Source organism: Pseudomonas sp. CDFA 610, from assembly GCF_021147865.1.
In the GTDB taxonomy this organism is placed as follows: domain Bacteria; phylum Pseudomonadota; class Gammaproteobacteria; order Pseudomonadales; family Pseudomonadaceae; genus Aquipseudomonas; species Aquipseudomonas alliivorans.
This window is the reverse complement of the sequence record NZ_JAGTPM010000010.1, coordinates 37,560-60,676: the sequence shown is the minus strand read 5'-3', so window position 1 is coordinate 60,676 and position 23,117 is coordinate 37,560. Positions and strand designations below refer to the sequence as shown.

General features: G+C 58.9%; 18 protein-coding genes and 2 pseudogenes. 11 read left to right on the top strand and 9 right to left on the bottom strand.

Annotation, left to right across the window (positions count from 1 at the left end; all coding sequences use genetic code 11):
• Nucleotides 1-165: 165 nt before the first annotated feature.
• Nucleotides 166-1,788 carry a methyl-accepting chemotaxis protein gene (locus KDX39_RS19195; RefSeq protein WP_231661454.1) on the bottom strand — a complete coding sequence of 541 codons (1,623 nt, stop codon included), beginning with the start codon at nucleotides 1,786-1,788 and terminating at the stop codon, nucleotides 166-168.
• 330 nt (nucleotides 1,789-2,118) lie between these two features.
• Here KDX39_RS19195 and KDX39_RS19190 point away from each other — a divergent pair, with 330 nt between their 5' ends.
• The gene (locus KDX39_RS19190; protein WP_231661453.1) at nucleotides 2,119-2,622 is read left to right on the top strand and encodes a cupin domain-containing protein; all 504 of its coding nucleotides are present in this window, start codon (nucleotides 2,119-2,121) and stop codon (nucleotides 2,620-2,622) included.
• Nucleotides 2,623-2,705: 83 nt separating this feature from the next.
• Complete coding sequence (locus tag KDX39_RS19185; RefSeq protein ID WP_231661452.1) at nucleotides 2,706-3,347, top strand: TetR/AcrR family transcriptional regulator; 642 nt, start codon at nucleotides 2,706-2,708, stop codon at nucleotides 3,345-3,347.
• 59 nt (nucleotides 3,348-3,406) lie between these two features.
• Here KDX39_RS19185 and KDX39_RS19180 read toward each other — a convergent pair whose 3' ends face one another.
• The 3 genes from KDX39_RS19180 to KDX39_RS19170 all read right to left on the bottom strand — a co-directional run bounded on the left by KDX39_RS19180 (nucleotide 3,407) and on the right by KDX39_RS19170 (nucleotide 7,492).
• The gene (locus KDX39_RS19180; RefSeq protein WP_231661581.1) at nucleotides 3,407-6,097 is read right to left on the bottom strand and encodes a glycoside hydrolase family 3 C-terminal domain-containing protein; all 2,691 of its coding nucleotides are present in this window, start codon (nucleotides 6,095-6,097) and stop codon (nucleotides 3,407-3,409) included.
• Nucleotides 6,098-6,154: 57 nt separating this feature from the next.
• Nucleotides 6,155-6,403: a hypothetical protein gene (locus KDX39_RS19175; RefSeq protein WP_231661451.1), complete on the bottom strand. Its 249-nt coding sequence runs from the start codon at nucleotides 6,401-6,403 to the stop codon at nucleotides 6,155-6,157.
• A 603-nt stretch (nucleotides 6,404-7,006) separates the two neighbouring features.
• Entirely contained in the window at nucleotides 7,007-7,492 is a 486-nt protein-coding gene (locus tag KDX39_RS19170; RefSeq protein ID WP_231661450.1) for a hypothetical protein, read from the bottom strand.
• A gap of 278 nt (nucleotides 7,493-7,770) precedes the next feature.
• Here KDX39_RS19170 and KDX39_RS19160 point away from each other — a divergent pair.
• A pseudogene (locus tag KDX39_RS19160) lies at nucleotides 7,771-8,355 on the top strand (ATP-binding protein); the annotation flags it as partial.
• 65 nt (nucleotides 8,356-8,420) lie between these two features.
• On the opposite strand, the gene KDX39_RS19155 reads toward KDX39_RS19160, so the two are convergent.
• Nucleotides 8,421-8,615, bottom strand: coding sequence for a hypothetical protein (locus tag KDX39_RS19155; protein ID WP_231661449.1), 195 nt, complete (start codon nucleotides 8,613-8,615; stop codon nucleotides 8,421-8,423).
• A gap of 10 nt (nucleotides 8,616-8,625) precedes the next feature.
• Nucleotides 8,626-9,699 carry a helix-turn-helix domain-containing protein gene (locus tag KDX39_RS19150; protein WP_231661448.1) on the bottom strand — a complete coding sequence of 358 codons (1,074 nt, stop codon included), beginning with the start codon at nucleotides 9,697-9,699 and terminating at the stop codon, nucleotides 8,626-8,628.
• 275 nt (nucleotides 9,700-9,974) lie between these two features.
• On the opposite strand from KDX39_RS19150, the gene KDX39_RS19145 reads away from it, so the two are divergent.
• Nucleotides 9,975-10,781, top strand: a complete 807-nt coding sequence (locus tag KDX39_RS19145) for an SDR family oxidoreductase (protein ID WP_231661447.1) — start codon at nucleotides 9,975-9,977, stop codon at nucleotides 10,779-10,781.
• A 47-nt stretch (nucleotides 10,782-10,828) separates the two neighbouring features.
• The gene (locus tag KDX39_RS19140) at nucleotides 10,829-11,125 is read left to right on the top strand and encodes a YciI family protein (protein ID WP_231661446.1); all 297 of its coding nucleotides are present in this window, start codon (nucleotides 10,829-10,831) and stop codon (nucleotides 11,123-11,125) included.
• Here the strand turns inward: KDX39_RS19140 and KDX39_RS19135 are convergent.
• A complete protein-coding gene (locus KDX39_RS19135) occupies nucleotides 11,104-13,170 on the bottom strand; it encodes a hybrid sensor histidine kinase/response regulator (RefSeq protein WP_231661579.1) in 2,067 nt (688 codons plus the stop codon). The two genes, KDX39_RS19140 and KDX39_RS19135, sit on opposite strands and share 22 nt — an antisense overlap.
• Nucleotides 13,171-13,435: 265 nt before the next feature.
• Here KDX39_RS19135 and KDX39_RS19130 point away from each other — a divergent pair, with 265 nt between their 5' ends.
• On the top strand, nucleotides 13,436-14,551 hold the full coding sequence (locus KDX39_RS19130; protein WP_231661445.1) for a sensor histidine kinase: 1,116 nt from the start codon (nucleotides 13,436-13,438) through the stop codon (nucleotides 14,549-14,551).
• Between the two features lie 45 nt (nucleotides 14,552-14,596).
• On the opposite strand, the gene KDX39_RS19125 is transcribed toward KDX39_RS19130, so the two are convergent.
• Nucleotides 14,597-15,487 (bottom strand): LysR family transcriptional regulator, encoded by an 891-nt coding sequence (locus tag KDX39_RS19125; RefSeq protein WP_231661444.1) that lies wholly within the window; start codon nucleotides 15,485-15,487, stop codon nucleotides 14,597-14,599.
• A 167-nt stretch (nucleotides 15,488-15,654) separates the two neighbouring features.
• Between KDX39_RS19125 and KDX39_RS19120 the strand changes: the two genes are divergently transcribed.
• The 4 genes and pseudogenes from KDX39_RS19120 (at nucleotide 15,655) to KDX39_RS19105 (ending at nucleotide 20,521) form a co-directional block, all read left to right on the top strand.
• Nucleotides 15,655-16,737, top strand: a complete 1,083-nt coding sequence (locus tag KDX39_RS19120) for a 4-oxalomesaconate tautomerase (RefSeq protein ID WP_231661443.1) — start codon at nucleotides 15,655-15,657, stop codon at nucleotides 16,735-16,737.
• Between the two features lie 58 nt (nucleotides 16,738-16,795).
• Nucleotides 16,796-18,100, top strand: a complete 1,305-nt coding sequence (locus KDX39_RS19115) for a dicarboxylate/amino acid:cation symporter (RefSeq protein ID WP_231661442.1) — start codon at nucleotides 16,796-16,798, stop codon at nucleotides 18,098-18,100.
• Between the two features lie 116 nt (nucleotides 18,101-18,216).
• A complete protein-coding gene (locus KDX39_RS19110) occupies nucleotides 18,217-19,521 on the top strand; it encodes a CitMHS family transporter (RefSeq protein WP_231661441.1) in 1,305 nt (434 codons plus the stop codon).
• An 84-nt stretch (nucleotides 19,522-19,605) separates the two neighbouring features.
• Nucleotides 19,606-20,521 (top strand): annotated as a pseudogene (locus KDX39_RS19105) (OprD family outer membrane porin).
• Between the two features lie 69 nt (nucleotides 20,522-20,590).
• On the opposite strand, the gene KDX39_RS19100 reads toward KDX39_RS19105, so the two are convergent.
• The gene (locus KDX39_RS19100; RefSeq protein ID WP_231661440.1) at nucleotides 20,591-22,042 is read right to left on the bottom strand and encodes an NCS1 family nucleobase:cation symporter-1; all 1,452 of its coding nucleotides are present in this window, start codon (nucleotides 22,040-22,042) and stop codon (nucleotides 20,591-20,593) included.
• A 346-nt stretch (nucleotides 22,043-22,388) separates the two neighbouring features.
• Here KDX39_RS19100 and KDX39_RS19095 point away from each other — a divergent pair, with 346 nt between their 5' ends.
• Nucleotides 22,389-23,108 (top strand): GntR family transcriptional regulator, encoded by a 720-nt coding sequence (locus tag KDX39_RS19095; RefSeq protein WP_231661439.1) that lies wholly within the window; start codon nucleotides 22,389-22,391, stop codon nucleotides 23,106-23,108.
• Nucleotides 23,109-23,117: the final 9 nt, after the last annotated feature.

Genomic DNA, 23,117 nt, shown 5'->3' with positions numbered 1-23,117 from the left:
GGCTGACTGAGTGAGCGGAGATTTTGTGGGGAGGCCGCCACCTCTTCGACGTAGCGCTGTCGCAGAGCAAACGCTGGAGGGTGGGAGGCGGCTGGCCGACGATTCGGTTTCCCGGACGAATCGTCAGCCACTGAAGCGCCCCGGCACGCCGGGGCCTGATCAGTCTTACAGTCGGAACCTGCCCACTTCCTGTTGCAGACTGGTCGCGAGGTTTTTCAGCCCGCCGCTGGTCTTGAGCAGTTCCTGAACGGACATATTGTTCTGTTCGGCCATTTGTGCAGAGCGTTCTACGCTACGCGCGACATCCTGGCTGGCAACGGTTTGCTCGCGCAACGCAAACGATATCTGGTCCACCACATGCAAAACCTTGCTGGAACTGTCGCGGATTTCGATAATCGCCTGGCCGGCATTGCCTGCCATTTCCACGCCGCTGTTCACTTCCAGCACTCCGCTGTGCATGCTCTGGACGGTCTCTCTGACGCCAGCCTGGATTTTCTCGATCATCCCGGCAATCTCTTTGGTCGATTTACCGGTGTTCTGCGCCAGGAGGCGTACCTCGTCGGCCACGACGGCAAACCCGCGTCCCTGTTCGCCCGCCCGCGCAGCTTCGATGGCAGCGTTGAGCGCCAGCAGGTTTGTCTGGTCGGCGATGCCTTGAATCACGCTGATGATCGATGAAATATGCTCAGAATGCTGGCCCAGGCTTGAAACCTGAGTCGACGAATGCTGCACGGTCCTGGCAATGCCGTTCATGCTGGACAGGGTGTTTTCGATGACCTGCGCGCCTTCTTTGGATTGCTCGCCCGAGCGACTGGCGATCTGGTGGGCCTCGTCGGCGTTCTCGGACACGTGATGAATGCTGACGGTCAGTTCCTCGATGGTGGCGGCCATCATTGAAGCCGAGGTCGACTGTTCCTGGATGGCGCCGGACAGTTGCTCGGACGCACCGGAAATCTGCTGCACAGACACCACCAGTTGATTTGCCGCCTCACTGATCTGTTGAATCATCTCGCGCAGGCGCTTCTGCATCCGGTCGAACGCTTTGGGCAGTTCATCATGGCTGCTGGTGTCGATGACCGTGTCCAGCCTGCCATCGGCAACGGCTGTAGCGGCGTCAATTGCCAGTTGCAGGCGTGCGGTGGTGCTGCGACCCAGTGCCGTCGCCAGAATGGCGGCAAGAAGCGCGGCCGCAATGCCACCGCATACCAGGATCATCAGTGCGAAGTGCTTGGCGTCGATCATGTTCTGGCTTCTGACGACCAACAGCGTGTTTTCCGCGGCGCTGATCTCGGCCAGCGTCACACGCATGCTGTCCATCTTGGCTTTGTCGGCACCGGCGATGATGCGTTTGTCCAGTTCATCATCAGGCAGGTTGCGTGCAGTCAGGTCCCTGCGCATGGCAACGATGGTGTTGACGTCATCTTCAAGCCAGCGCTTGTAGGTTTCTCCCAGCGATGCGAGGCGTCGCTGTTGCTCCGGGTTGTCAGCTGTCAGCTGCTTGAGCGCATCGAGCTCTTCGCCAAAGCGTTTTTCGCCGGCAATGAGAGGCTCGAGAAACGCGTCTTTCGACGTGATGACAAAGCCACGCATGCCGGTTTCGATATTGATCAGCTGTTCCAGGGCCAGTTGCGCTTCACTGAGCACCTTATAGGTATGAACATTGCTGTTAGTGGCGTCTTCAACCTGCTCGAACCCCCTGTAGGCGCTGGCCACCAGAACCGCGATGAGTACGACAATAGTGATAAAACTGAAGTAAAGCTTCTGCGAGATGCTGAGCTTATTGAGCATGGTGTCAGTCCTGAAACTTGCCTCCCTGGCAGTCCAATGATGTTTTGTATGAAGAGCGGCAGTGTGCAAATTTCTTAGAATGATGTCATTTAGATATCATAATTTCGACCGTGCCTTGATGAACTTGAGGCGCAGGCGAGCACTATTTGAAATATTGCGAAATAATTTATTTAAATGTTTGATATTTAAAGCAATATTATTTTGATTTCGGTTGTAATTTATAACGTTTAACGCGTGAAAGTTAAGATTTTGACGGCGTTAAGTTGACGGGCTCTGTGTCGATCAATGGTCTAAGATCACTGCTTCCTCACTGTTCCGGGCTGTACGGCGATGACACATGACACCTCGCTTGAACTGGCTTCCCGCCTGATCCGCAACTTCAATGAGATCTCGCTTGAAAAGCAGGTCCGCGATCCTTTGTATGAAAGTCTGGCAGGACCGCTGGCAACGGGAACGGCCGCCAGCAAGTTGGGCGCCTCCATTGATATCGTTGCGCCGGGCAAGCGCTCGTGCCCTTATCATTTTCATCATGCGCAGGAGGAAATGTTCATCGTCATCGAAGGCGAAGGCAGCCTGCGGGTTGCAGACCGGATGCTGCCCATCAAGAGCGGCGATGTGATCTTCATTCCACCGGGGCCGCAATACCCTCACCAGATCATCAATACGTCGTTGTTGCCTCTGAAATACCTGTCCATCAGCACCCGTGAAAAGCCCGAGATCTGCGAGTACCCCGACTCAGGCAAGTACCAGGCCATGGCGTCCGGTGAGGGCGCTGCTTTCGTGGCCAGGCAACGGGTCGATCTGAATGTGGACTATTGGGATGGCGAGCCGTAAGCCGGACGCGCTCGTGCACATGCGCACCCGGTGCTGTGCCTGTATGCTTCTGCCGACCCAAAAATGAAGTAAACGAATTCATCATGTCTGAAAACCTGCCCGATCCCGTCTCAACGCCAGCCGCCAAACGTCGTCGCATTCCGAAAGGCGATCTGCGTAAGGTCGATATCATTCAGGCAGCGCTGGTGATCTTTGCCCGCGATGGCTTTGCCGGCGCATCGCTGTCGAACATCGCCAAGGTGGCGGGTATTTCCCAGGTCGGATTGCTTCACCATTTCCCCAACAAACTGGCCTTGCTGCAAGCGGTGCTCGACCATCGGGATCAGTACATCTCGACGCGGTTGCAGGACGCCGAACAGGTGGCAACGCTGGAAGGCTTCGTAGCGTTCCTGCAGTTCATCATGCGGTTCAGCATCGAAGACGCGTCTGTCAGTCAGGCGCTGATGATCATCAACACCGAAAGCCTGTCCGTTACCCATCCGGCGAATCGATGGTTCTGCGAGCGATTTCATATCGTGCACAGCCATCTGCAGGCGCAGTTGAAGCTGCTGGTGCAGGCGGGCGAAGTGCGAGGGGACATCGATGTGAAACAGGTCAGTCTCGAGCTGGCATCGATGATGGACGGGATGCAGATTCAATGGCTTCGTTCACGGTCCGACGTGGATATCGAGCGCGCATTCAAACGGTTCCTCGACCGAATGGCGTCAGACCTGGGAGTGCGCTAGCAAAGCGTCTGGCGAGCCGTTGGCAATCGGTGGCCGCGAAGACCACCGATTGCTGCCTGTCAGTAAGCCTGTTCCGGCTTGACCTGAACGGCCTTGCGCAGCGGAACGGGGAGAGGGTTGGAGTCACGTGTGGTCAGTTGCTCCGGGTAGAGCGCGACGACGGTGCGGTTGAGTGCCAGATTTTCCGAGTCCTTGCCGACCAGCACCTTGAACTTGCCCGGATCGACTTTCCAGCTCACCGAATCCGGCGCGTAGTAAGCGAACGAACGCGAGTCCAGCGCAATGGTGACGGACTTGCTTTCGCCCGGCTTCAGGTAAACCTTGGAGAAGCCTTTGAGTTCTTTCTCGGGACGATCAACCTGCGGCTTTGACGGTTGCACATACAACTGAGCGACTTCGAATCCGGCCTTGTCGCCGGTATTGGTGATCGTGAACGTCGCGTTGATGGTCGAACCGGGTGCCAGCACGTTGCTCGACAGCTTCAGGTCGCTGTACTCATACGTCGTGTAAGACAGACCGAAACCAAACGGATAAAGCGGCGTGGCGTGTTTCTTGTCGTAACCACGATAGCCCGGATACAGGCCCTCGCTGTAGGTCATTTCAGTGGGCGGGTTGGCACTGCTGAAATAGTACGGCACCGGGTCCTTGTACGACGCGTAGCTCGGGTTGTCCTCGACCTTCCTGTCCAGCGTGATCGGCAGTTTGCCGGACGGGTTGACCTTGCCGAACAGAATTTCAGCCAGTGCCTGACCGCCTTGCTGGCCGGGGAACCAGGCGTGCAACGTGGCTGCAACCTTATTGGCCCACGGTTGCATGTCCATGCCGCCACCGCCGTGCATCACCACGATGGTTTTCGGGTTGGCTTTCTGTACGAAGCTGATCAGCTCGGACTGGAACTGTGGCAATTCGAACGGATGGTCGAGGGATTCGCCTTCATATTCGAAGTTGCTGCCTGCCGCGACGACCACGGCATCGTAGTCCGCCAGGTTCTTCGGCGGGCGCAGTGACGCCCAGCTCATCTGTACGCCATTCATGCCGCCCAGTACCGGCGTGAAGTTGCCTTTGAGACGGCGATACTCCAGACGCACGTTGTACTCGCTGCCGGCTTTCAGGCTGGCGGTCTTGATCGCGCGAGGAACAACCGGGATCAGGTCGAACGAGACCTGTCCGCCTTCGTCTTCGGCCACCAGTTCGTCGTTGATCCACAGCTTGTACGCGCCATCGGCACGGACCTTGATCACATGCGGGCCGGTGATCGTCGGTTTGATCTTGCCAGTGAAGCGGGCGGAGAACGCACCTGCCACCGGGTTGAAACCGCTGACGGTGCTGGTGCCGTTGTCGGTCACGTTGCTGCTGGTGATCCAGTCCAGGTTGACGCCCGGCTCGATGTGCGTTGCCACCGGATCGCCCGACAGACTGGTGTTGGCGTAGTACTCGGCTTTGACGCCTGCGTTGCTGATGGCCTGTTTGCCTGAGCCCGGCTGATACCAGACCGACGACTTCGGGTTCAGGCTCATTTGGCTGATGTAGTCGACATTGGCCGTGTTCGACGCCAGTTGCTTCAAGCCACTGAGTTCGGTGACGTAGCTGGCCGGAACGGAATAGGCGGTCCCGAAAGGCGATGTCGGTGGTTGAACAGCCAGATCGCCGATGACGGCAATCTTCGAGTTCTTCGCCAGCGGCAGCAGCGGTTTTTGTCCGTCCACCGGTTCGTTGCGCAGCAGAACGATGGATTCCCTGGCCATGTTCAGCGCAGCCACCTGACCGTACTCGCGATGCACCAGCGGTTGCGCCTTGTTGATGCTCTTGTCGAAACCGTAGCTCACCAGCGCCCGGAGGTTGCGGCGGACCTTGTCGTCGATCACGTTCTGGTGCAACTGGCCGTTCCAGACGTAAGGCAGCAGTTTGGCTTCGGTAAATTGCAGGCCGCTCGGCATGTCGATGTCAGTGCCCGCCCAGGCGCCCTTGAACGCGTCCTGAACCGAGTTGAAGTCGCTCATCACGTTGCCCTGGAAGCCCCATTGGCCTTTCAGGATGTCGGTGATCAGGTGGTGATTCTCGCAGGCATACTCGCCGTTGATCTTGTTGTAGCCGCACATGACCGAGGCAATGTTGGCGTTTTTGACCAGTGACTCGAAGCCTGGCAGATACAGCTCCTGCATGGCGCGCTCGTCGATCTTCACGTCCAGATAATGCCGGTTGGCTTCCTGTTCGTTCATCAGATAATGCTTGGCGGCGGCCTGCACGCCCTGCACCTGAATACCGTTGGTGACCGCAGGCGCCAGCACTGCGCCGAGGAAGGGGTCCTCGCCGCTCATGTACTCGGCGGAACGTCCGTTGAACGGTGTGCGGTACAGGTTGATGGCTGGAGACAGCATCTGCTGGCCGCCCGCAATGCGGGTTTCATAGCCGATCGCCAGACCGAACTCCTTGGCCCGGTTGATGCTCCAGGTCGCAGCCAGTGCGGAAGGCGACGGATACTGCGCGCCGAACGTCTTGCCGCCGACCAGCACGCCCATCGACGAGTCATAGGCCACGGTGCCTTGCAGGCCGAACTTGTCCAGCTTGGGGATCATTCGTCCGTCGTCGACGCGAGAAAAATTGATCTTCTCCGATTGCGTCATGTTGTCCAGCATCGCGCCCACTCGGGCTTCGACTTCGTTGCCGGTCATGGGGGTGGCGGCGAACAGCGCGCTTGCCTGGGCAACGCTCAGCGCAAGAACGCTCAGGCCCAGGCCTTGTTTGATCATGGACACGGTACTACTCCTCGGATAACGGCTTGGGTGATGTGCGAGTCAACGCAACACTCACGGCTTTGCATCCACGACGGGGGCGTCTGCGGTATCGATGGGGGCGTCCAGCAGAGCTTGTTCGCCAGTCGGTTGTTCTTGGGGCACGGCGTCGGCACCGGTGAGGTGCTGACGCTTGGCATCGACCTGCGCACGAAGCGCGTTGGACGTTGCGGGTGACGGGTTCTGATTGTCCGCAGCCGAGGCTGGCAAGTTGATCAGGCACATCAATACGGTGGCAGCGAGAGGCAGCAAGCGTCTGGCCATCGGGAATTCTCCAGATAGAGGAAGGTGTCAGTCAGTTAGCGTCGGGTGATAAGGGAAACCGGACGTGAGCGTTAAGGCCGCAGTCTGGGGATAAAGTTCTCTAGCGGCAAAGGAGAGGCGGTTTTTTGTGTTTAAATTTGTCTTGAATTGAAATTTAAATTGCTAATATATTTAATATATAAGTTATTAATTATGGTTTTAAGTAAATTTCTTAATTAAAATTTCAATTTATTTTTTATTTTTGGAATAAATTACCTTTTTTCAAAACAGATCATTCATTCTGTTTTGAGATTCTTTAAAGACGTTGGATTCTGAAAGTTGATTGAGCTTCTGCGCCGTAGTTGAGGAAGGTTTTTATTGGGCGGGACGTTCTGAAGAGCAAGAGTCTTCATCGAGCGCCATGGCTAAAGCCGCCAATGCACTTGGCAGCTTCAGCGCGACGTGATGAGCCAAAAGAGCCTACAAAATGACTCAGAAGGCCCGTGGTCTGGGGCCGACAATGGAGGCGCTGATGATCGTGTGGCAGAAATACGGCGCCCGCGTGCCAGCCAGGCGCAGGGTTTCTTTTCAGTCGGCAGCGAGGTGTCCGGCAAGCGTTGGCGCTTAACTCTTCATCGCCAGTGCAGAGGCTTGTTGTGCCTGCTCGCTGGACAGTGTTCCGTTTCGGGAAAGCTTGGCCAGGGTGTTATTGGCGCTCATCAAGCTGTTGGTCAGTGCCCCCAGTTCGGATTGCACGCCCGCGACACGAGCCCGTTTCACGTCAGGGCTCAGGCTGGTATCCGCCATGAGGGCCTGAAGCTCCTCAAGCTTTTCCCGGATCTTTTGCTGCAGCTTGCGAATTATCTTCAGGACACTTTGCGCCTGTTCTGGCAGTCCGCTCTCTTCAATGTCCTTGTTCCAATGGGCGCTGTTGTCCTCAGCGGCCTTTTGCAGGCTGACGCTGGACAGCGACACCTTGACCCCTTCGGCGGGGTCTTTTGCCGTGCTGCCGGAGGATACGTCCAGAGCATCATCGGCTGCGCTCTTCAGGCCGGTGTTCAGCGTCGATGTCGGCGCGGCGCTGGCGAACTGCACGTTAAGGGTGATCATGGTCTTCGCCTGAATGGGTTTACGTATAACGCTGTATCGGCCTGTCACGGGTGTTCTTCATTTCAGGTATTCAGGCACTTCAGACAATTGTGACCGCAGCCTCATAATCCTGAGCGGATACGCCCATCAACTCATGAAGCGTCTGACGATCAACACGCGGGAAAAACCGATATCCGCGAGGACCGGGCAACGTATGGGCCTGAGTGGCCATTATATCGGGACTGCGGGCCTCAAAGGCGTGGCAGGTCGGCTGCACGCAAACGTCAAGCCCGTCCTCGCGTGACGACATTGATGACCGCGTCAAAGGACTTGAAGCGGGTGCTGACGATTACCTGCTCAAACCGTTCGATCTGCGCGAGCTGTTCGCCCGTCTGCATACGCTGGTACGACGCGCTACCGGACGTGCGGTGAACATCATTGAGCACGGTGCCGTGACGCACGACCCATCCACCTGGCAAAACTGGTTGGCCGGGGATGCGATCGACCTGTCGCGTCGTGAGCAGGCGTTGCTGCTGGCGTTACGTAACCTGCTGGACAACGCCTTGCGCCACAGCCCCGAACACACTCAGGTGCTGGCTAGCTTCACAAGTGAAAACGATTTTGCGTTCGTCAGCGTCAGAAATATCAGTGCAACGCTGTCCGCAGACAGCCTGCAATCCATGACCAAGCGTTTCTGGCGCAGCAGCACAAGCTCCGGGTGTGGGTTGGGACTTGCCATTGTGCAGGCCATCGTCGAGCGTTGCGGTTGCACGATACAGCTCGATTGTGTCGATCAGCAGTTCAACATCACGCTCAGTCTGCCCTTATTGGCTCAGGTCGGGCAGCCGTTGCCAGCGGCGTCGCTCAGTTCCTTCAAAGGCTGACCCACGTCTTGCAGTCAGGCGCGGATCAAGCACGAAATGCTCGGTTGCTTTCTCGACCTGCAGGCTCAGCGTATTTGCTCCAGCCTCAGCCGGGTGGGCGCTTCCAGCGGGTCGGCCAGCGCCTTACCGAACTCGAATCTGGGCAACGGCATACGCAGTTCACGTGGCACGGCGCTCAATAATGCCTGCTGCTGAATGCTGTTGCTGGCGGCCGCGGGGTTGATCGGGGTGATGAATGGTGTGGCACGTGTTGCGAGCAACGGTGGCTCACTAATCCGGCGTCCGACTGGCGCTGGCGACGTCCTGGGCATTGCCGACAGCCAACTCGTGACGCACCGCCCCCGGCGTTTTCCCGGTCCATGACTGAAAGGCTCTGGCAAACGAATTGGCATCCTCGAACCCCAGCAGGAACGAAATTTCCGCACTCGACATGGCCGTGTTGCGCAGGTAATGGTAGGCCAGCGACTCACGCAGGGTATCGAGTATCTGTTGAAACGAGGTGCCTTCACCTTGCAGCCTGCGTTGCAGGGTGCGGGTGCTGACGCCCAGTTTGCGACCGACCGCCTGCATCGAGACCTCGCCGGCCGGTAGGCTTTCCAGCAATGCGCTGCGTACCCGTTCCAGCATGCCGCAGGTTCTGTCCAGATCCGAAAGGCGCTGACGCAGGTCGGGCTCGAAAAACAGCCACATTTTGTGATTTTCGGTCAGAAACGGGCGGTCCATGTCGGCGTTGTCCAGTACCAGCGTCGTGACAGCGCTGTGAGTGACCGGGGTGCCAAAAAACGCTGCGTAGAGGCCGGAGTCTTTCTCGAAATCGTCCGGCAATGGCCAGCTTATCTGCAGTGGGTTGATCTGGGTGCGAGTGGCCAGTCGCGCCAATTGCACAAACAGCACCATCTTGAAGATCAGAAACACGGCCGGCGGCGGCTGCGAAGCGGTCAGGAAGTCCAGCGTAATGGTGGTGTGTTTATCGTTGCGCACCATGCGGATGGCCATCGGCGCGATCAGCCGTATGTAGGTGGCGAGGCGCTCCATGGCCCCTCTCATGTGAGCGCTGCACAACGCGGCAAACAATTCGGGATCGAACCAGTCCGAGGACATGACCCGTGCGATCTGCAGTGGCGTAGGAATCGTGGGTTGCAATGACTGGGCTTCTGCCTCGATGGCCTCCCACAACCGAAAGAAGTCGGCCGAGTTCAGGCGCACGCTGCGACGTGCGAACAGGTCGCCCGGCAACTGCGCGCGTCGCAGCACTGGAGGCGCGGTCACGCCAGCGTCCTGCATCAGCAGTCGCCATCCTGGCCAAACCGAATATTCCAGCGTCGAGCTGCGTCTGCCGTTCATGGGCGTCTCACTCAAGTGTCTGCACGTTGAAGGGCAGTCTAGGTAGCCGATCGTGCCATCACAATAGCCGATGGCGCCAACGCACTGTGTTGAAAATTGGCGCGTTGGGCAGTCGTTCTGGCGCGTTGTGCGAGTGTCAAAAGGCCGGGACGCGAGCAATCTGTTGTCACGGGCCAACGTCAGGGGCACTTGATGACTCATCATGATCGCTTCGCTGTCACAGCCCGCCGAGCAGCCTTACAACGGGCACCCATGCGACTCTTCAGGGCATCCAGATGAAAAAGACAGTGTTGATTACCGGCGCATCCTCAGGCTTCGGGCTCCTGCTCGCTACCCGGCTACACGATCAGGGCTTCGAGGTGATCGGCACCAGCCGTCATCCCCAGAACCACGCTGGCCGTTTTCCCTTCAAACTGCTACGCCTTGACGTAACCGATGACGCGTCCATCAAGCTCTTTGTCGAGCAGCTGTTCACGAACATCCCGCACGTCGATGTGCTGATCAATAACGCCGGTTACATGCTGACCGGCATTGCCGAGGAAACGCCTGTCGAGGCAGCGCGGGAGCAGTTTGAAACCAACTTCTGGGGCACCCTCAGATTGACGAATGCGCTGCTGCCATTCATGCGCGACAAGAAGGGCGGTCAGATCATCACGGTCAGCTCGATTGTCGGTTTGATAGGGCCGCCCAACCTGTCCTATTACTCGGCGTCCAAACACGCGGTCGAAGGCTACTTCAAGTCGCTGCGCTTTGAGCTGGACCCGTTCAATATCAGCGTCAGTATGGTCGAGCCTGTCTGGTTCAAAACAAAACTGGGGATGAATGCCGTGGCTTCGAAAGGTCAGCAGATCGAAGCGTACGATCAGTACCGGCGCAAGGCTGACGCAGCGACTCAGAAGGGCCTGAACGAGGCGCAGGCGCCGGACGCGGTTGTAGAGAAAATCATCAGTCTGATAGGCACCCGCAAGCCGCCGTTTCGCAACCCGGTCGGCAAAATGTCGGGAATGATCGTGTTCCTGCAGCACCACGCCCCCAAAGTCTTCGAAAGTTCGATCCTGAAGAGTGTCGCCTCGGCTCGATAGCCCCGACGCCCTTGTACGATCCTTTCTTATCTTGCAGGTGACTGACCATGAAGTTCTATTTGTGCAAATACCTTCCGCCCAGGGCGGACTTTCTCGCCACGATGACCGATATCGAACGCGCCCTCATGGCGCAGCATGGAGCCTATCTGAACGAGCTGCTCGACAAGAGCGTGATTGTCGCGCATGGACCGGTCATGGACGAGCACGGTGGTTATGGCGTGTCCTTGTATCAGATCGACGATGATCAGGAGATCGGCGACTTCACGTCACAGGATCCCGTCGTCAAACAAGGGATAGGCCACTACGAGCACTACCCCATGCTTCACTTGAGGGCGCGTGGCTGACCCTGCTCCTGGCCGCGTTCGCTGATCAGTTCCTTGATTCTGGACGCCAGCACCTCCAGCCCGAACGGCTTGGTCAGTATCTGAGTCTTGGGCTGCAGGTGGCAGCCGTCCAGTGCCGAGGTCTCGGCGTAACCGGTGATGAACAGCGTGGGCAGGGCCGGGCGTTTCGTTCGCGCGACATCGGCCATTTCCCTGCCGTTCATGCCGCCGGGCAGGCCGACATCACTGATCAACAGATCAATGTGCGTGTCCGATTGCAGAATCTCCAGGCCCGCCTTCGCATCGGCGGCCTCCAGCGCTTGATAGCCCTGGGTCTTAAGCACCTCGACGACCAGCATTCGCACGGACGGTTCGTCATCGACCACCAGCACGGTTTCACCGTGACGAGGCAGGGCGGCTTCTTCGTTGTTCGTGTCGGCGACCTGTTGCCGCGCATCGGGAATGTGACGAGGCAGGTGCATCACAATGGTCGTGCCCTGGCCTTCGACCGATTCGACCTTGATCTGACCGCCCGATTGCCTCACGAAGCCATACACCATCGACAGGCCCAGGCCGGTCCCCGCGCCAATCGGCTTGGTGGTGAAGAACGGCTCGAATGCCTTGGCCACGGTGTCCGGGCTCATTCCGGTACCTGTGTCCGTCACGCGGATGCTCAGATGCTCCCCGGCCGTGTTGCCGTGATCCGGATCAACGCATTCATCCAGCAGCGCGTTGGAGGTTTCGATGATGATCCGGCCGCCGTTGGGCATGGCGTCGCGGGCGTTCAGGCACAGGTTGAGCAGGGAGTTTTCCAGTTGCGCATGGTCGATCAGTGCAGGCCACACGTCTTTCCCGGCCACGACTTGCAGCTCGATGGAAGGGCCGACCGTGCGGCCGATCAATTCTTCCATGCCATGAATGAGGGTGTTTACGTTCGTGACTTCGGGCGACAGCGTCTGACGTCGGGAAAACGCCAGCAAACGATGAGTCAATGATGCCGCTCTTCGAACGGCCCCCTGAGCCACGCTTACGTATTTGTCCACGTCGGCCAGACGCCCTTGCGCCATGCGGGTCTGAATCATTTCCAGGCTGCCCGAAATACCGGCCAGCAGGTTGTTGAAGTCGTGGGCTATGCCGCCGGTGAGTTGGCCGACGGCGTCCATCTTCTGCGCGTGCCGCAAGGCATCTTCGACCTGTTCACGTTCGTGAATGGCCTGCTCGATGCGTTGCTCAAGGGTCTGATTGAGCTCCTTGACGGCCACCTCGGCCTGCTTTCTGGCGGTCACGTCGATGGATGAGCCGATCAGGCCGATGACTTCACCATCGTCATTCAGCAGCGGGGCCTTGGTTGACAGGAAGATAGCCGTCGAACCGTCGGAGAGATTGACCTGCTCCTCGATCTGTTCGCTGGTGTTGCTGTCCATGATCCGGCGGTCGGTCCGCATGATGATGCGCGCCTGGTCCTTGTCCTCCAGAAAATCCATGTCGGTTTTGCCGATGAAGAATTCCGGAGGCTTGCCAATCAGCGCTTCCGTACCGCGGTTGGCCACCAGCATTCGACCTTCCAGGTCCTTGGCGTAGACCACACCGGGAACGGCCGCGGTGAAAATGCGCAGTAGCGAAGTCAGACGGTCGCGTTCCTGCTCGGCGGCGCGGCGCGCTTCGATATCCAGCAGCACGCCGGGACAGCGTATCGCCTGTCCCTCGTTATCCCGCTCGATGCGGCTGTTGGCTTCCACCCAGCGGTAAACGCCATCCCTGTGCATCACCCGGTATTCGCAGCGAAAAATGTCGCCGCTGTTCAGGATGTCCGTGATGGCGTCCCCGACCCGGATCACATCGTCAGGGTGGATAGAGGCCATCACGCATTCGAGCGGTAAGCCGTCACGGCAGTTCTGTTTTGGCAATCCAAAGGTGCGGGCGAAACGTTCATCTGCCACGAGCAGGTCGCCGGGCACGTCCCAGACCCAAGTGCCCACGACGGCGCCCGAGTCCAGTGCCAGTTGCATCTGCTCGAAGTTCTCTTCTGTCGAAGAACCCGATTGTTCTGAATGTATTGGCCCCATGTCAGGCGCATCAGTATTCATACGGTCGACTCGTTTACGCGCTTGATTCACAAGGCCTCAGGTATCAGGCAGTTTTGCTGGGCAGAAGTTGTGCGATTGGAAAACTTTTGCGGTCACATGGCCCGACGTGAGCATCACTGACACGCGATCATTCCATAAATTACGGACTCAAGTGATGTTAAAAGTGCATCATGGTGCTCAGACCCCGGCCGAAGGCTCGCCAATGCCGGGCGTCTTTCCCGTATTTGATGACAGGAACCAACCAATGCCAGGTCCCCGCGTCGCGGATACAGCCGATAGCCCGGAGCGTCTCGCTGCGCTGCGCAGCTACGGCATTCTCGATACGCCCCGGGAGTCGGACTTCGATGACCTGGTCGAACTGGCGGCCAGGTTATGCGGCGCTCCCATATCAGTCGTCAACCTGATCGAAGACCACCGCCAATGGTTCAAGGCCGAGGTCGGTCTGGGCATTGACGAGACGCCGCTGGACGTGTCGATCTGCAGGCATGTGCTGCTGCAGCCCGGACTGACGATCATTTCCGATCTGCGCGAAGACCCCAGAATGTGCCTCAACCCGCTGGTCACCGCCGACGCCGGGCTGCGTTTCTATGCAGGGTGCCTGCTGCAAACCGCTGAAGGTCATGGCCTGGGCACGCTGTGCATACTGGACCGTCAGCCGCGAACGCTGACAGACGAACAGCAGTCTGCACTCGTGGTGCTGGCCAGGCAGGTCATGACCCAGCTTGAGTTGCGGCGATCGCTTCTTGAGAAGGATCAGTTGCTGTTGCAGAAGGAAATGCTGCTCAAGGAAGTCAACCACCGCACCAAAAACCACCTGCAATTGATCATCGGCCTGATTCAACTTCAGATCAGGCAAATGAGCGATCCACAGGCCCAGGCGGCGCTGGTCGACACCTGCAGGCGCATCACCAGCATCGCAGCGGTCCATGAAAAGCTGTATCAGGCCGATCAGGTGGAAGCCGTGAACGCAGGCGCCTATCTGGCGCAAGTCATTGCAGGCATCCAGGGCTCGGCATCCAGTCAGACGTTCTTTGTGGTGGACCTGGACAACGTCGTGTTGTCGTTGGACAAGGCCATCCCGCTGGCGCTGATTCTCAACGAGCTGATCACCAACGCCTTGAAATACGCTTACGACGCAACAACCCCCGGCAGTGTCAGCATCAGCCTGAAAATGGTGGATGGCCAGATCCGTCTGATCGTGGCGGATCAGGGCAAGGGGCTGCCGCAGGGGTTTGAGGTCAGGAAAAACTCGTCTGTCGGCATGCGCATCATTCGGTCACTCGCTCAGCAGCTCAAAGGTGACATCGCCTTTATCGACAGCGCGCCGGGCCTGGAGTGTCGGTTGCTGTTCGCGCATTGAGACAAGGTTCGTTTTACCGGCCATCCATGCCTGTTTCGTCAGCCGTTATTGCGGCCACTGCTCCAACAGCATCGCGACGAATTTCTCGGCCGCGGGGGACAGCGATGCGCCGCGTCTGGAGACGAGCCCCAGGGTTCTGATCACTACCGGATCAACCAGCGGAACACTCACCAGCGTCGGGTGATCGTCGGCGGGCATCGCCAGGCTGGGCATGGCCGAGATGCCCAGGCCTGCTTCGACCATTCCCAATGACGTCGACAAATGCTGCACTTCGTAGAACCATTTCGGACGCCAGCCGAGCCCGGCGAGGGCGTGGTCGAGGATCATCCGGTTACCGCTCAGGCGTCCTACACCGATCAACCGGTAATCGCTCAGCTCAATCCAGGCCACCGATTCACGCTTTGCCAGTTCATGATCACGCCGGCACGCCAGTACGAACGGCTCTTTCACCAGTGGCACGAATTCAATGTCGGGGTGCTGCCCGCTCATCATGTTGATGCCGAAGTCCGCCTCACCCCGCAGCACCGCTTCCAGACCTTCGTTGGCGCTCAGGTCGAGCAGGCGGATGCGGATCTGGGGATAACGCTCGTTGTACAGCCGGATCACGCTGGGCAGGAAATAGAACGCGGCGGTCGGGATGCAGGCGAGGGTGACCTGACCAATCTGACGCTCGGCCAGTTCACGGATGTTGAGAATCGAATCCTCGAAGTCATCCAGCAGACGTCGTGCCTTGGGAAAGAAATCCCGGCCTACGCTCGTCAGGCTGACCCTTCGCGTGGTGCGGTCCAGCAAGGACGTGCCCAGGCCGTGTTCCAGCTTCTTGATGCGCCGCGTGAGTGCCGGTTGCGAAATATGCAGCACGTCGGCAGCTTCGTGAAAGCTGCCAAGTTCGGCGATCTTCACGAAAGATCGGATATCCTGCAGTTCATATTCCAAGATTTATTCCTCGCTGCCGAGCATGGAAGGGCCATTTGGTGAGCTTAAATTATTTCGTTAAGTGGAATAATGGCTACGATCTTTGCATTGGATAAAACCTGAACATCCGTGTGACTCTTGCTTTCAACGCATCAATGCCTCCAATTGATCACTAAGAGTCAGATTTTATGCAACCGATTCCCTGCGTTCTTATGCGCGGCGGCACCTCCAAGGGGCCGGTATTCCTCGCCAGTGATCTACCTGTTTCAACGGCCGAACGTGACGAACTGCTGCTGGCTGTCATGGGCTCGGGGCATGAGCTGGAAATCGATGGCATTGGAGGCGGCAGTCCGCAGACCAGCAAGGTCGCCATTGTCAGCCTGTCTCCGCACCCTGATGCCGACGTCGATTACCTGTTCGTGCAGGTGATGGTGTCCCAGCGCCGTGTCGACACTGCACCCAACTGCGGCAACATGCTCTGTGCGGTCGGGCCTTTCGCGGTCGAGCACGGGTTGGTGGCGGCGACCGGTGATGTCACCCAGGTGCGGATTCGCAACCTCAACACCGGTACGTTTGTCTGCGCCGACGTCAACACGCCGGGCGGTCAGGTCAGCTACGACGGTGACACGCAGATCGACGGCGTGCCCGGTTCTGCCGCACCTGTGCAACTGACGTTTCTCGACGCGGCGGGCAGCAAGACCGGCAAGCTGTTTCCGACCGGCCAACAGACCGATGTCTTCGACGGCGTGCCGGTGACCTGCATCGACATGGCGATGCCGATGGTCATCATCGAGGCCTCGTTGTTGGGCAAACGCGGCGACGAGAGCCCCGCTGAGCTGGATGCAGACACCGAGTTTCTGCGCAGGCTCGAGGCATTGCGGCTCAAGGCCGGCGTGGCGATGGGGCTGGGTGATGTCAGCGACAAGGTGATCCCCAAACCTGTGCTGGTCTCCCTGCCCAGCGCAGGCGGCACACTTAAGGTCCGTTACTTCATGCCGCATAACTGTCACAAGGCGCTGGCGATCACTGGTTCGATCGGCCTGGCAACAGCCTGTGTCAGTGACGCCACGGTGGTCGCGCAGTTGCTTGGCAGCAGTGGCGGCGAGCGCCTGCAGCACGTGCGAATCGAACACCCGAGCGGGGCCATCGACGTCGCAATGAGTTACGTGGGACCTGATCGGCAGACTATCCGGGCCTCGGTGGTACGCACGGCGCGTCGACTGTTTTCCGGCGAAGTGTACGCGCCGCTCGCTCAGCGAATGGCTGGCTAGATCGCCTGACCTGATTATCAATCCGCATCAGAACAACTCCAATAATGGGTGATGCCTCATGAAAATCGCAAAATCACTGTATTTCCAGATCATCTGCGCCGTGATCCTCGGGGTCCTGGTCGGCCACTTCTGGGCACAGCAGGCCGTCGCCCTCAAACCGCTGGGCGATGCGTTCATCAAGCTGATCAAGATGATGATCGCTCCGGTAGTGTTCTGCACCATCGTCACCGGCATTGCCGGCATGAGCGACAAAAAGTCGCTGGGTCGCCTGATGAGCAAGACGCTGCTGCTGTTTCTGGGGCTGACCGTGATCAGCCTGATCATCGGGCTGGTCGCGGTTTACGTGTTCCAGCCCGGTACAGGCATGAACATCGATCCGGCAGAACTCAGCACGGCGGGCCTGTCCCAGTACACCGAATCGGCTGCCAGACTCGGTGTTGTGGATTTTTTCATGCACATCATTCCCGAGACTTTCGTGGGGGCGTTCAACAAGGGTGAAGTGCTGCCGGTGCTGTTCATCGCTGTGCTGTCGGGCTTTGCCCTGTCGTCGCTGGGCGAGCGCGGCAAGCCGGTACTGAACGTGCTTGAGTCGGCCTCGCAGATGGTCTTCAAGATTTTCTCGTACCTGATGCGCTTCGCCCCGATTGGCGCGTTCGGTGCGCTGGCGTTCACCGTGGGTCAGTACGGCATTACTTCGCTGGGTTCGCTCGCCAAGCTGATCATGACGCTGTACATCGCCTGCGGCTGCTTCGTGTTCGTGGTGCTGGGCAGTATCTGCCGGGCCAACGGCTTCAGCCTGTGGAAACTGCTGCGCTATTTCCGCGAAGAGTTTCTGGTGGTGCTTGGCACTTCGTCCACGGAACCGGTGATGCCACGCATGCTGGAAAAACTGCAGGCGCTGGGTTGCAGGAAGGGTGTGGTGGGGCTGGTGCTGCCAACCGGTTATTCCTTCAACCTGGATGGCACGGCGATTTATCTGTCGCTGGCTGCCGTGTTCATCGCCCAGGCCTGCAACATCGAACTGAGCATGACCCAGACCCTGACCATGCTGGCGATCATGCTGCTGTCCTCAAAAGGCGCGGCTGGCGTGACCGGCAGCGGCTTCGTTGCACTGGCTTCGACCCTGACCGTCATCCACGACATTCCGCTGGCGGGCCTGGCCTTGCTGATCGGTATCGACCGGTTCATGTCCGAAGCCCGCGCGCTGACCAGCCTGGCCAGCAATGCGGTCGCCACCGTGGTGATCTCGCTTTCGGAAAACGCCTGTGATCGCCAGGTGCTGATGCAGCAACTCGACAACCGATCGACGGCCAAACGGCCTGTTCCTGAGTGGGACACGCCTCAGGTCGCCGAACGGAGCTGAACCCGCCTCAAAGCCATCGACCGACACGTATCATCTGCTTTCGGGCCTCGCCATCGCGAGGCTCGACGAGCCTTGCCGTGCGCGTCGTTCATCCATAACAAGAAGAGAATATTCCGATGCTTGCCTTCCTCGGCTTAGCCATGGTGGTGGTTTTCACCTACCTGATCATGTCCAAACGCCTGTCGCCTATCGTCGCGCTGACCCTGGTGCCTGTGGTTTTTGCGGTGCTGGGCGGCTTTGGCGGCACCACCGGCAAGATGATGCTGGACGGCCTGAAAATGGTCGCACCGTCAGCCGCGCTGCTGCTGTTCGCGATTCTGTTTTTCGGGCTGATGATCGATGCCGGTCTGTTTGATCCGCTGATTCGCAAGATCCTCAAACGCGTCAACGGCGACCCGCTGAAAATAGCCGTCGGCACCGCGTTGCTGTCGCTGACCGTTGCACTGGACGGCGATGGCACCACCACCTACATGATCACCTGCGCGGCGATGTTGCCGCTGTACAAGCGCATCGGCATGAACCCGATGATTCTGGGCATCATCTCGATGCTGTCGCTGAGCATCATGAGTGGCATGACGCCCTGGGGTGGACCGGCCACACGTGCCATTGCTGCGCTGGGGCTGGACGCTGGCGAGTACTTCATTCCACTGCTGCCGACCATGATCGGTGGCGCTGCATGGGTGGTGTTCGCCGCCTTTCTGCTGGGCCGCAGCGAGCGCAGGCGCATCGGGAATGTGCAACTGCAGAGCGGCGGTGGCGGTTGCTACATCGATGCCATCCTGGGCGACACGCCGCACAAGCGACCCAGACTGGCCTACGTCAACCTGGCGCTGGTGATCGTGGTGATGGTGGCGCTGGTCATGGGCCTGATGCACTCGGCGATCCTGTTTCTGATCGGCTTCGTGCTGGCGCTGATGATCAACTACCCGCAACTGGATATTCAGAAAGAGCGGATTCTGGCCCATTCCGGCAATGCCATGACCGTGGTGTTGCTGGTGTTCGCCGCGGGCATTTTCGCCGGGATATTTTCCGGTACCAAGATGGTCGACGCGCTGGCGCAAACCCTGGTCAGCTGGATCCCGCCTGAATGGGGTCATCTGTTCCCGCTGGTGGTCGCCATCACCAGCATGCCGTTGACGTTCGTACTGTCCAATGATGCCTACTACTTTGGCGTAGTGCCGATCCTCGCCAATGCGGCCGCTGCGTATGGAATCAGCCCGCTGGAAATCGCCCGGGCCTCGATTCTCGGCCAGCCGGTGCATCTGATGAGCCCGCTGGTGGCCTCGACCCTGCTGCTGGTGGGCATGATTGACCGTGACATCGGCGACTTCCAGAAAGCCACCCTCAAATGGGCCGTGCTCACGTCACTGGTGGTGACCGCGCTGGCGCTATTGACGGGCGCGATCACGCTGTTCGTCTGACGTAAACCCCTTCGCATGCCTTCACCCGCCCGTTATCGGGCGTGCGGATGGCTGCGCCTCCAATAACAAGAAAGAGCCATGAGCATGAACACATTTTTCCAACGCGCAGCCTTGCCCTCACTGCTGTTGAGTGTCGCCCCTTGGGTCAGCGCAGACGGTTTCATTGAAGACAGCAAATTGAAACTGCAACTGCGCAATGTCTACTTCAACGAAAACTTTCGTGATGAACACGGCCTGAGCACGCGTGCTGCGTTGACGGCCAAGAGCGAGCGGAGTGAATGGGCGCAAGGCCTGCTGCTGGACTATCAATCCGGGTTCACCCAGGGCTTGCTGGGTTTCGGTTTCGACGCCTCCGGGTTGCTGGGTATCAAGCTGGACTCCGGAAAGGCGCGCAACGGCACCGGCCTGTTGCCGGTCCACAGCGATGGCCGAGCTGGAGGAATTCTATCGCCAGCAGTTTGCGTCCATTCAGCATGATCTGACGCTGGGCTCGGGCGTGCTGACCAGCGACCTGCGTTATTTCCGCAGCGTCGATGCCGGTGCTGCGCGCAACGGCAAGATCGACAATGACATGCTCAGCGGACAGTTGACCTATGCGCTTTCCGGACACAGTGTCGGCGCCGGTTATCAGGTGCTGAGCGGCGACGCGGGCCTGCCTTATATAAGCGAAGCGACGGTGTACTCGTTCAGCAATGTCGGCATCGGCAAATTCATCGAAGAAGACGAGAAAACCTGGATGGTCAGCTACGGCTACGACTTCGCCCGACTGGGCGCGCCGGGCCTGACGTTTTCCACGCGCTATTTGCGTGGTGACAATGAAAAGTCAGGTCCGGCGCAGTTACGTGAGTGGGAACGTGACGCCGAGATTGCCTACGTGGTGCAAGGCGGCACCTTCAAAGGGCTGGGTGTGAAGCTGCGCAACTACGTGTACCGGTCCGATTTCGCCCGGGGGCGAGACAGCAACCGGCTGTATCTGACTTACGACATAGCGCTCTGGTGAGAAAGCCTTCGTCAGAAAAAGCGCAATGCCTGGGCGAGCCAGGCATTGTTGTCTTCGTCGCAACCTTTGTCAGCCGTGGCTGGCGGTCGGCGCCAGGTTCGCAGCCTGTACCGGTGAGCTTTTGGTCAGACCGTAATACAGCACGCCTCCCAGAATGCAGCCGGTGAACCAGGCAAAGTTGGCGATGGGCTTGAACCACGGAATGAAGGTGAAGCACAGGCCGACCAGCGCGGTCAGCACCAGGGCTTTCACGGCGACCCGGTTCACACCGTTGGTGTACCAGTAGCGGCCGCTCGGGGTGTCATTGAACAGGGCATCGACGTCGATCTGCTGTTTCTTGATCAGGTAATAGTCCACCAGCAGGATGCCGAACAGCGGGCCGATGCAGGCAGCGAGTACGTCCAGGGTGTAGTGGATCACTTCCGGGTTGTTGAACAGGTTCCAGGGTGTAATGAAGATCGAGGCCACGGCGGCGATCATGCCGCCCGCCCGCCAGCTGATGCGGCTCGGTGCCACGTTGGCGAAGTCGAACGCCGGGGACACGAAGTTGGCGACGATGTTGATGCCGATGGTCGCGGTGACGAACGTGAACGCACCCAGCAATACCGCGGTGGTGTTGTCGATACGCGCCACGGTTGCAATCGGGTCGTGGATCATTTCACCGAAGATCGGCAGCGTGCCGGACACGATCACCACCGTCACCAGCGAAAATGCCAGGAAATTCACCGGCAGGCCCCAGAAATTGCCACGGCGCACGTCTGCCATGCTGCGACAGTAGCGGCTGAAGTCACCAAAATTCAGTGTCGGTCCGGAGAAGTACGAGACGACCAGCGCAATGGCCATGACCACCTGGCCGAACGCCGCCCAGCCCGACAGTTCTTTTTCGGCCAGCGTGAAACTGATGTTGTCCCAGCCCGCGCGCCAGACGATCCAGCCCGCCAGCGCGAACATCACGGCGTACACGGCCGGGCCGGCCCAGTCGATGAAGCGTCTGATCGATTCCATGCCGGTCCAGAACACGGCGGCCTGAACCACCCACAGAGCCAGAAAGCCGAACCAGCCCAGCCATGACAAGCCGAGAAAGCTCACGTTCTGATAGGCGGCCAGTTCCGGGAAGAAACGCAGCACCACGATCACCAGTGCGCTGGACGCCAGGTAGGTCTGAATGCCATACCACGCGACCGCAATAAGGCCACGGATGATCGCCGGGATGTTGGCCCCGAAGACACCGAACGCCAGTCGGCAAATGACCGGGTAGGGCACCGCTGCCTGCTGGCTGGGCTTGGCTACCAGATTGGCGATCACCTGAATGATGCAGATGCCGAACAGCAGCGCGATCAGCACTTGCCAGCTGGCCAGACCGAGGGCGAACAGGCTGGCGGCAAAGACGTAACCGCCGACGCTGTGCACGTCGCTCATCCAGAACGCCAGAATGTTGTACCAAGTCCACTTTTGCGGAACCGGTCCCAAATCATGGTTGTGCAGGCGCGGACTGTAGCCGGCCGGGCGTTGGTCTGTCATTGCGTTACTCCCTCGCTGAGTCGTGACGGGATCGGGGTACGATCGTTGATCTTTTTTGTATACGATTGTGTACGCAAGACATGTGCCATGCCTCGTTTTCGGTTGGCCGAATGGCTTGAACGCCTTGTCGTGTTAAGTGTTTTTTCTGAAAAGCTGACGTACTGGTCAATCCCGTGCGGCGAATCAAGGTGCACGTAAACAGGGCGCTTTTGCGCGTTTTGAGTGCGAAGCCATTGAAGGTGGTGTGATGCCGGTTCAACAGCGCTTTGCAGATAGCGCTATTCAGAACCGGGTTCATCGGGCACTATTCTTGTATACGATCTGCATGCCAAAGCGATGTGATGCCATGACCCGAACTTCCAGCGCTCCTCTGTTCATTGCCCCCGCTGCCGACGAAAAAGGCCGCGATGAGCAGATCTATCAGCACGTGCTGGAGGCCATCGTCGAGCATCGACTCGCGCCCGGCACACGCTTGCCGGAGGACGCTCTGGCTGAGGTATTCGAGATCAGTCGCACCGGCATTCGCAAGGTGCTGCAGCGGCTGGCGCTGGAACGTCTGGTGACGTTGCGGCCCAAACGCGGCGCTGAGGTCGCCAAGCCCTCGGCGCAGGAAGCGCAGGATGTCCTGGGTGCCCGGCAACTGATTGAAACGGCCTTGATGGACAGCGTTGCCTCACGCGTCAGTGGTCAGCGGCTGGAAGCACTGCGCTCGCTTTGCGACCAGGAGCACGAGGCGCAGCGTGCCGGGCGTCATAGCGAAGCCATTCAGTTGTCCGCACGCTTCCATGTGCAACTGTGCGCGCTGGCGGGCAATCAGGTGTTGACCGAGCAGGTTGCCCAATTGACCACACGCTCGTCACTGATCCTCGCGGTGTATGGCTCGCGACGCAGTGTTGGTTGCGACTGCGGCGAGCATGCCGATCTGTTGACCTTGCTGGAGGCCGGGCAGGGTGACGAAGCTCGAAAGTGGATGGCCGAGCACCTGCGTCGCATCCGTGCCAGCCTTAACGTGGATGAACCCGTCGGCGAGGCGGTGGACTTCCATAGCATTTTCAAACGGCGCTGAAGGAGGCCC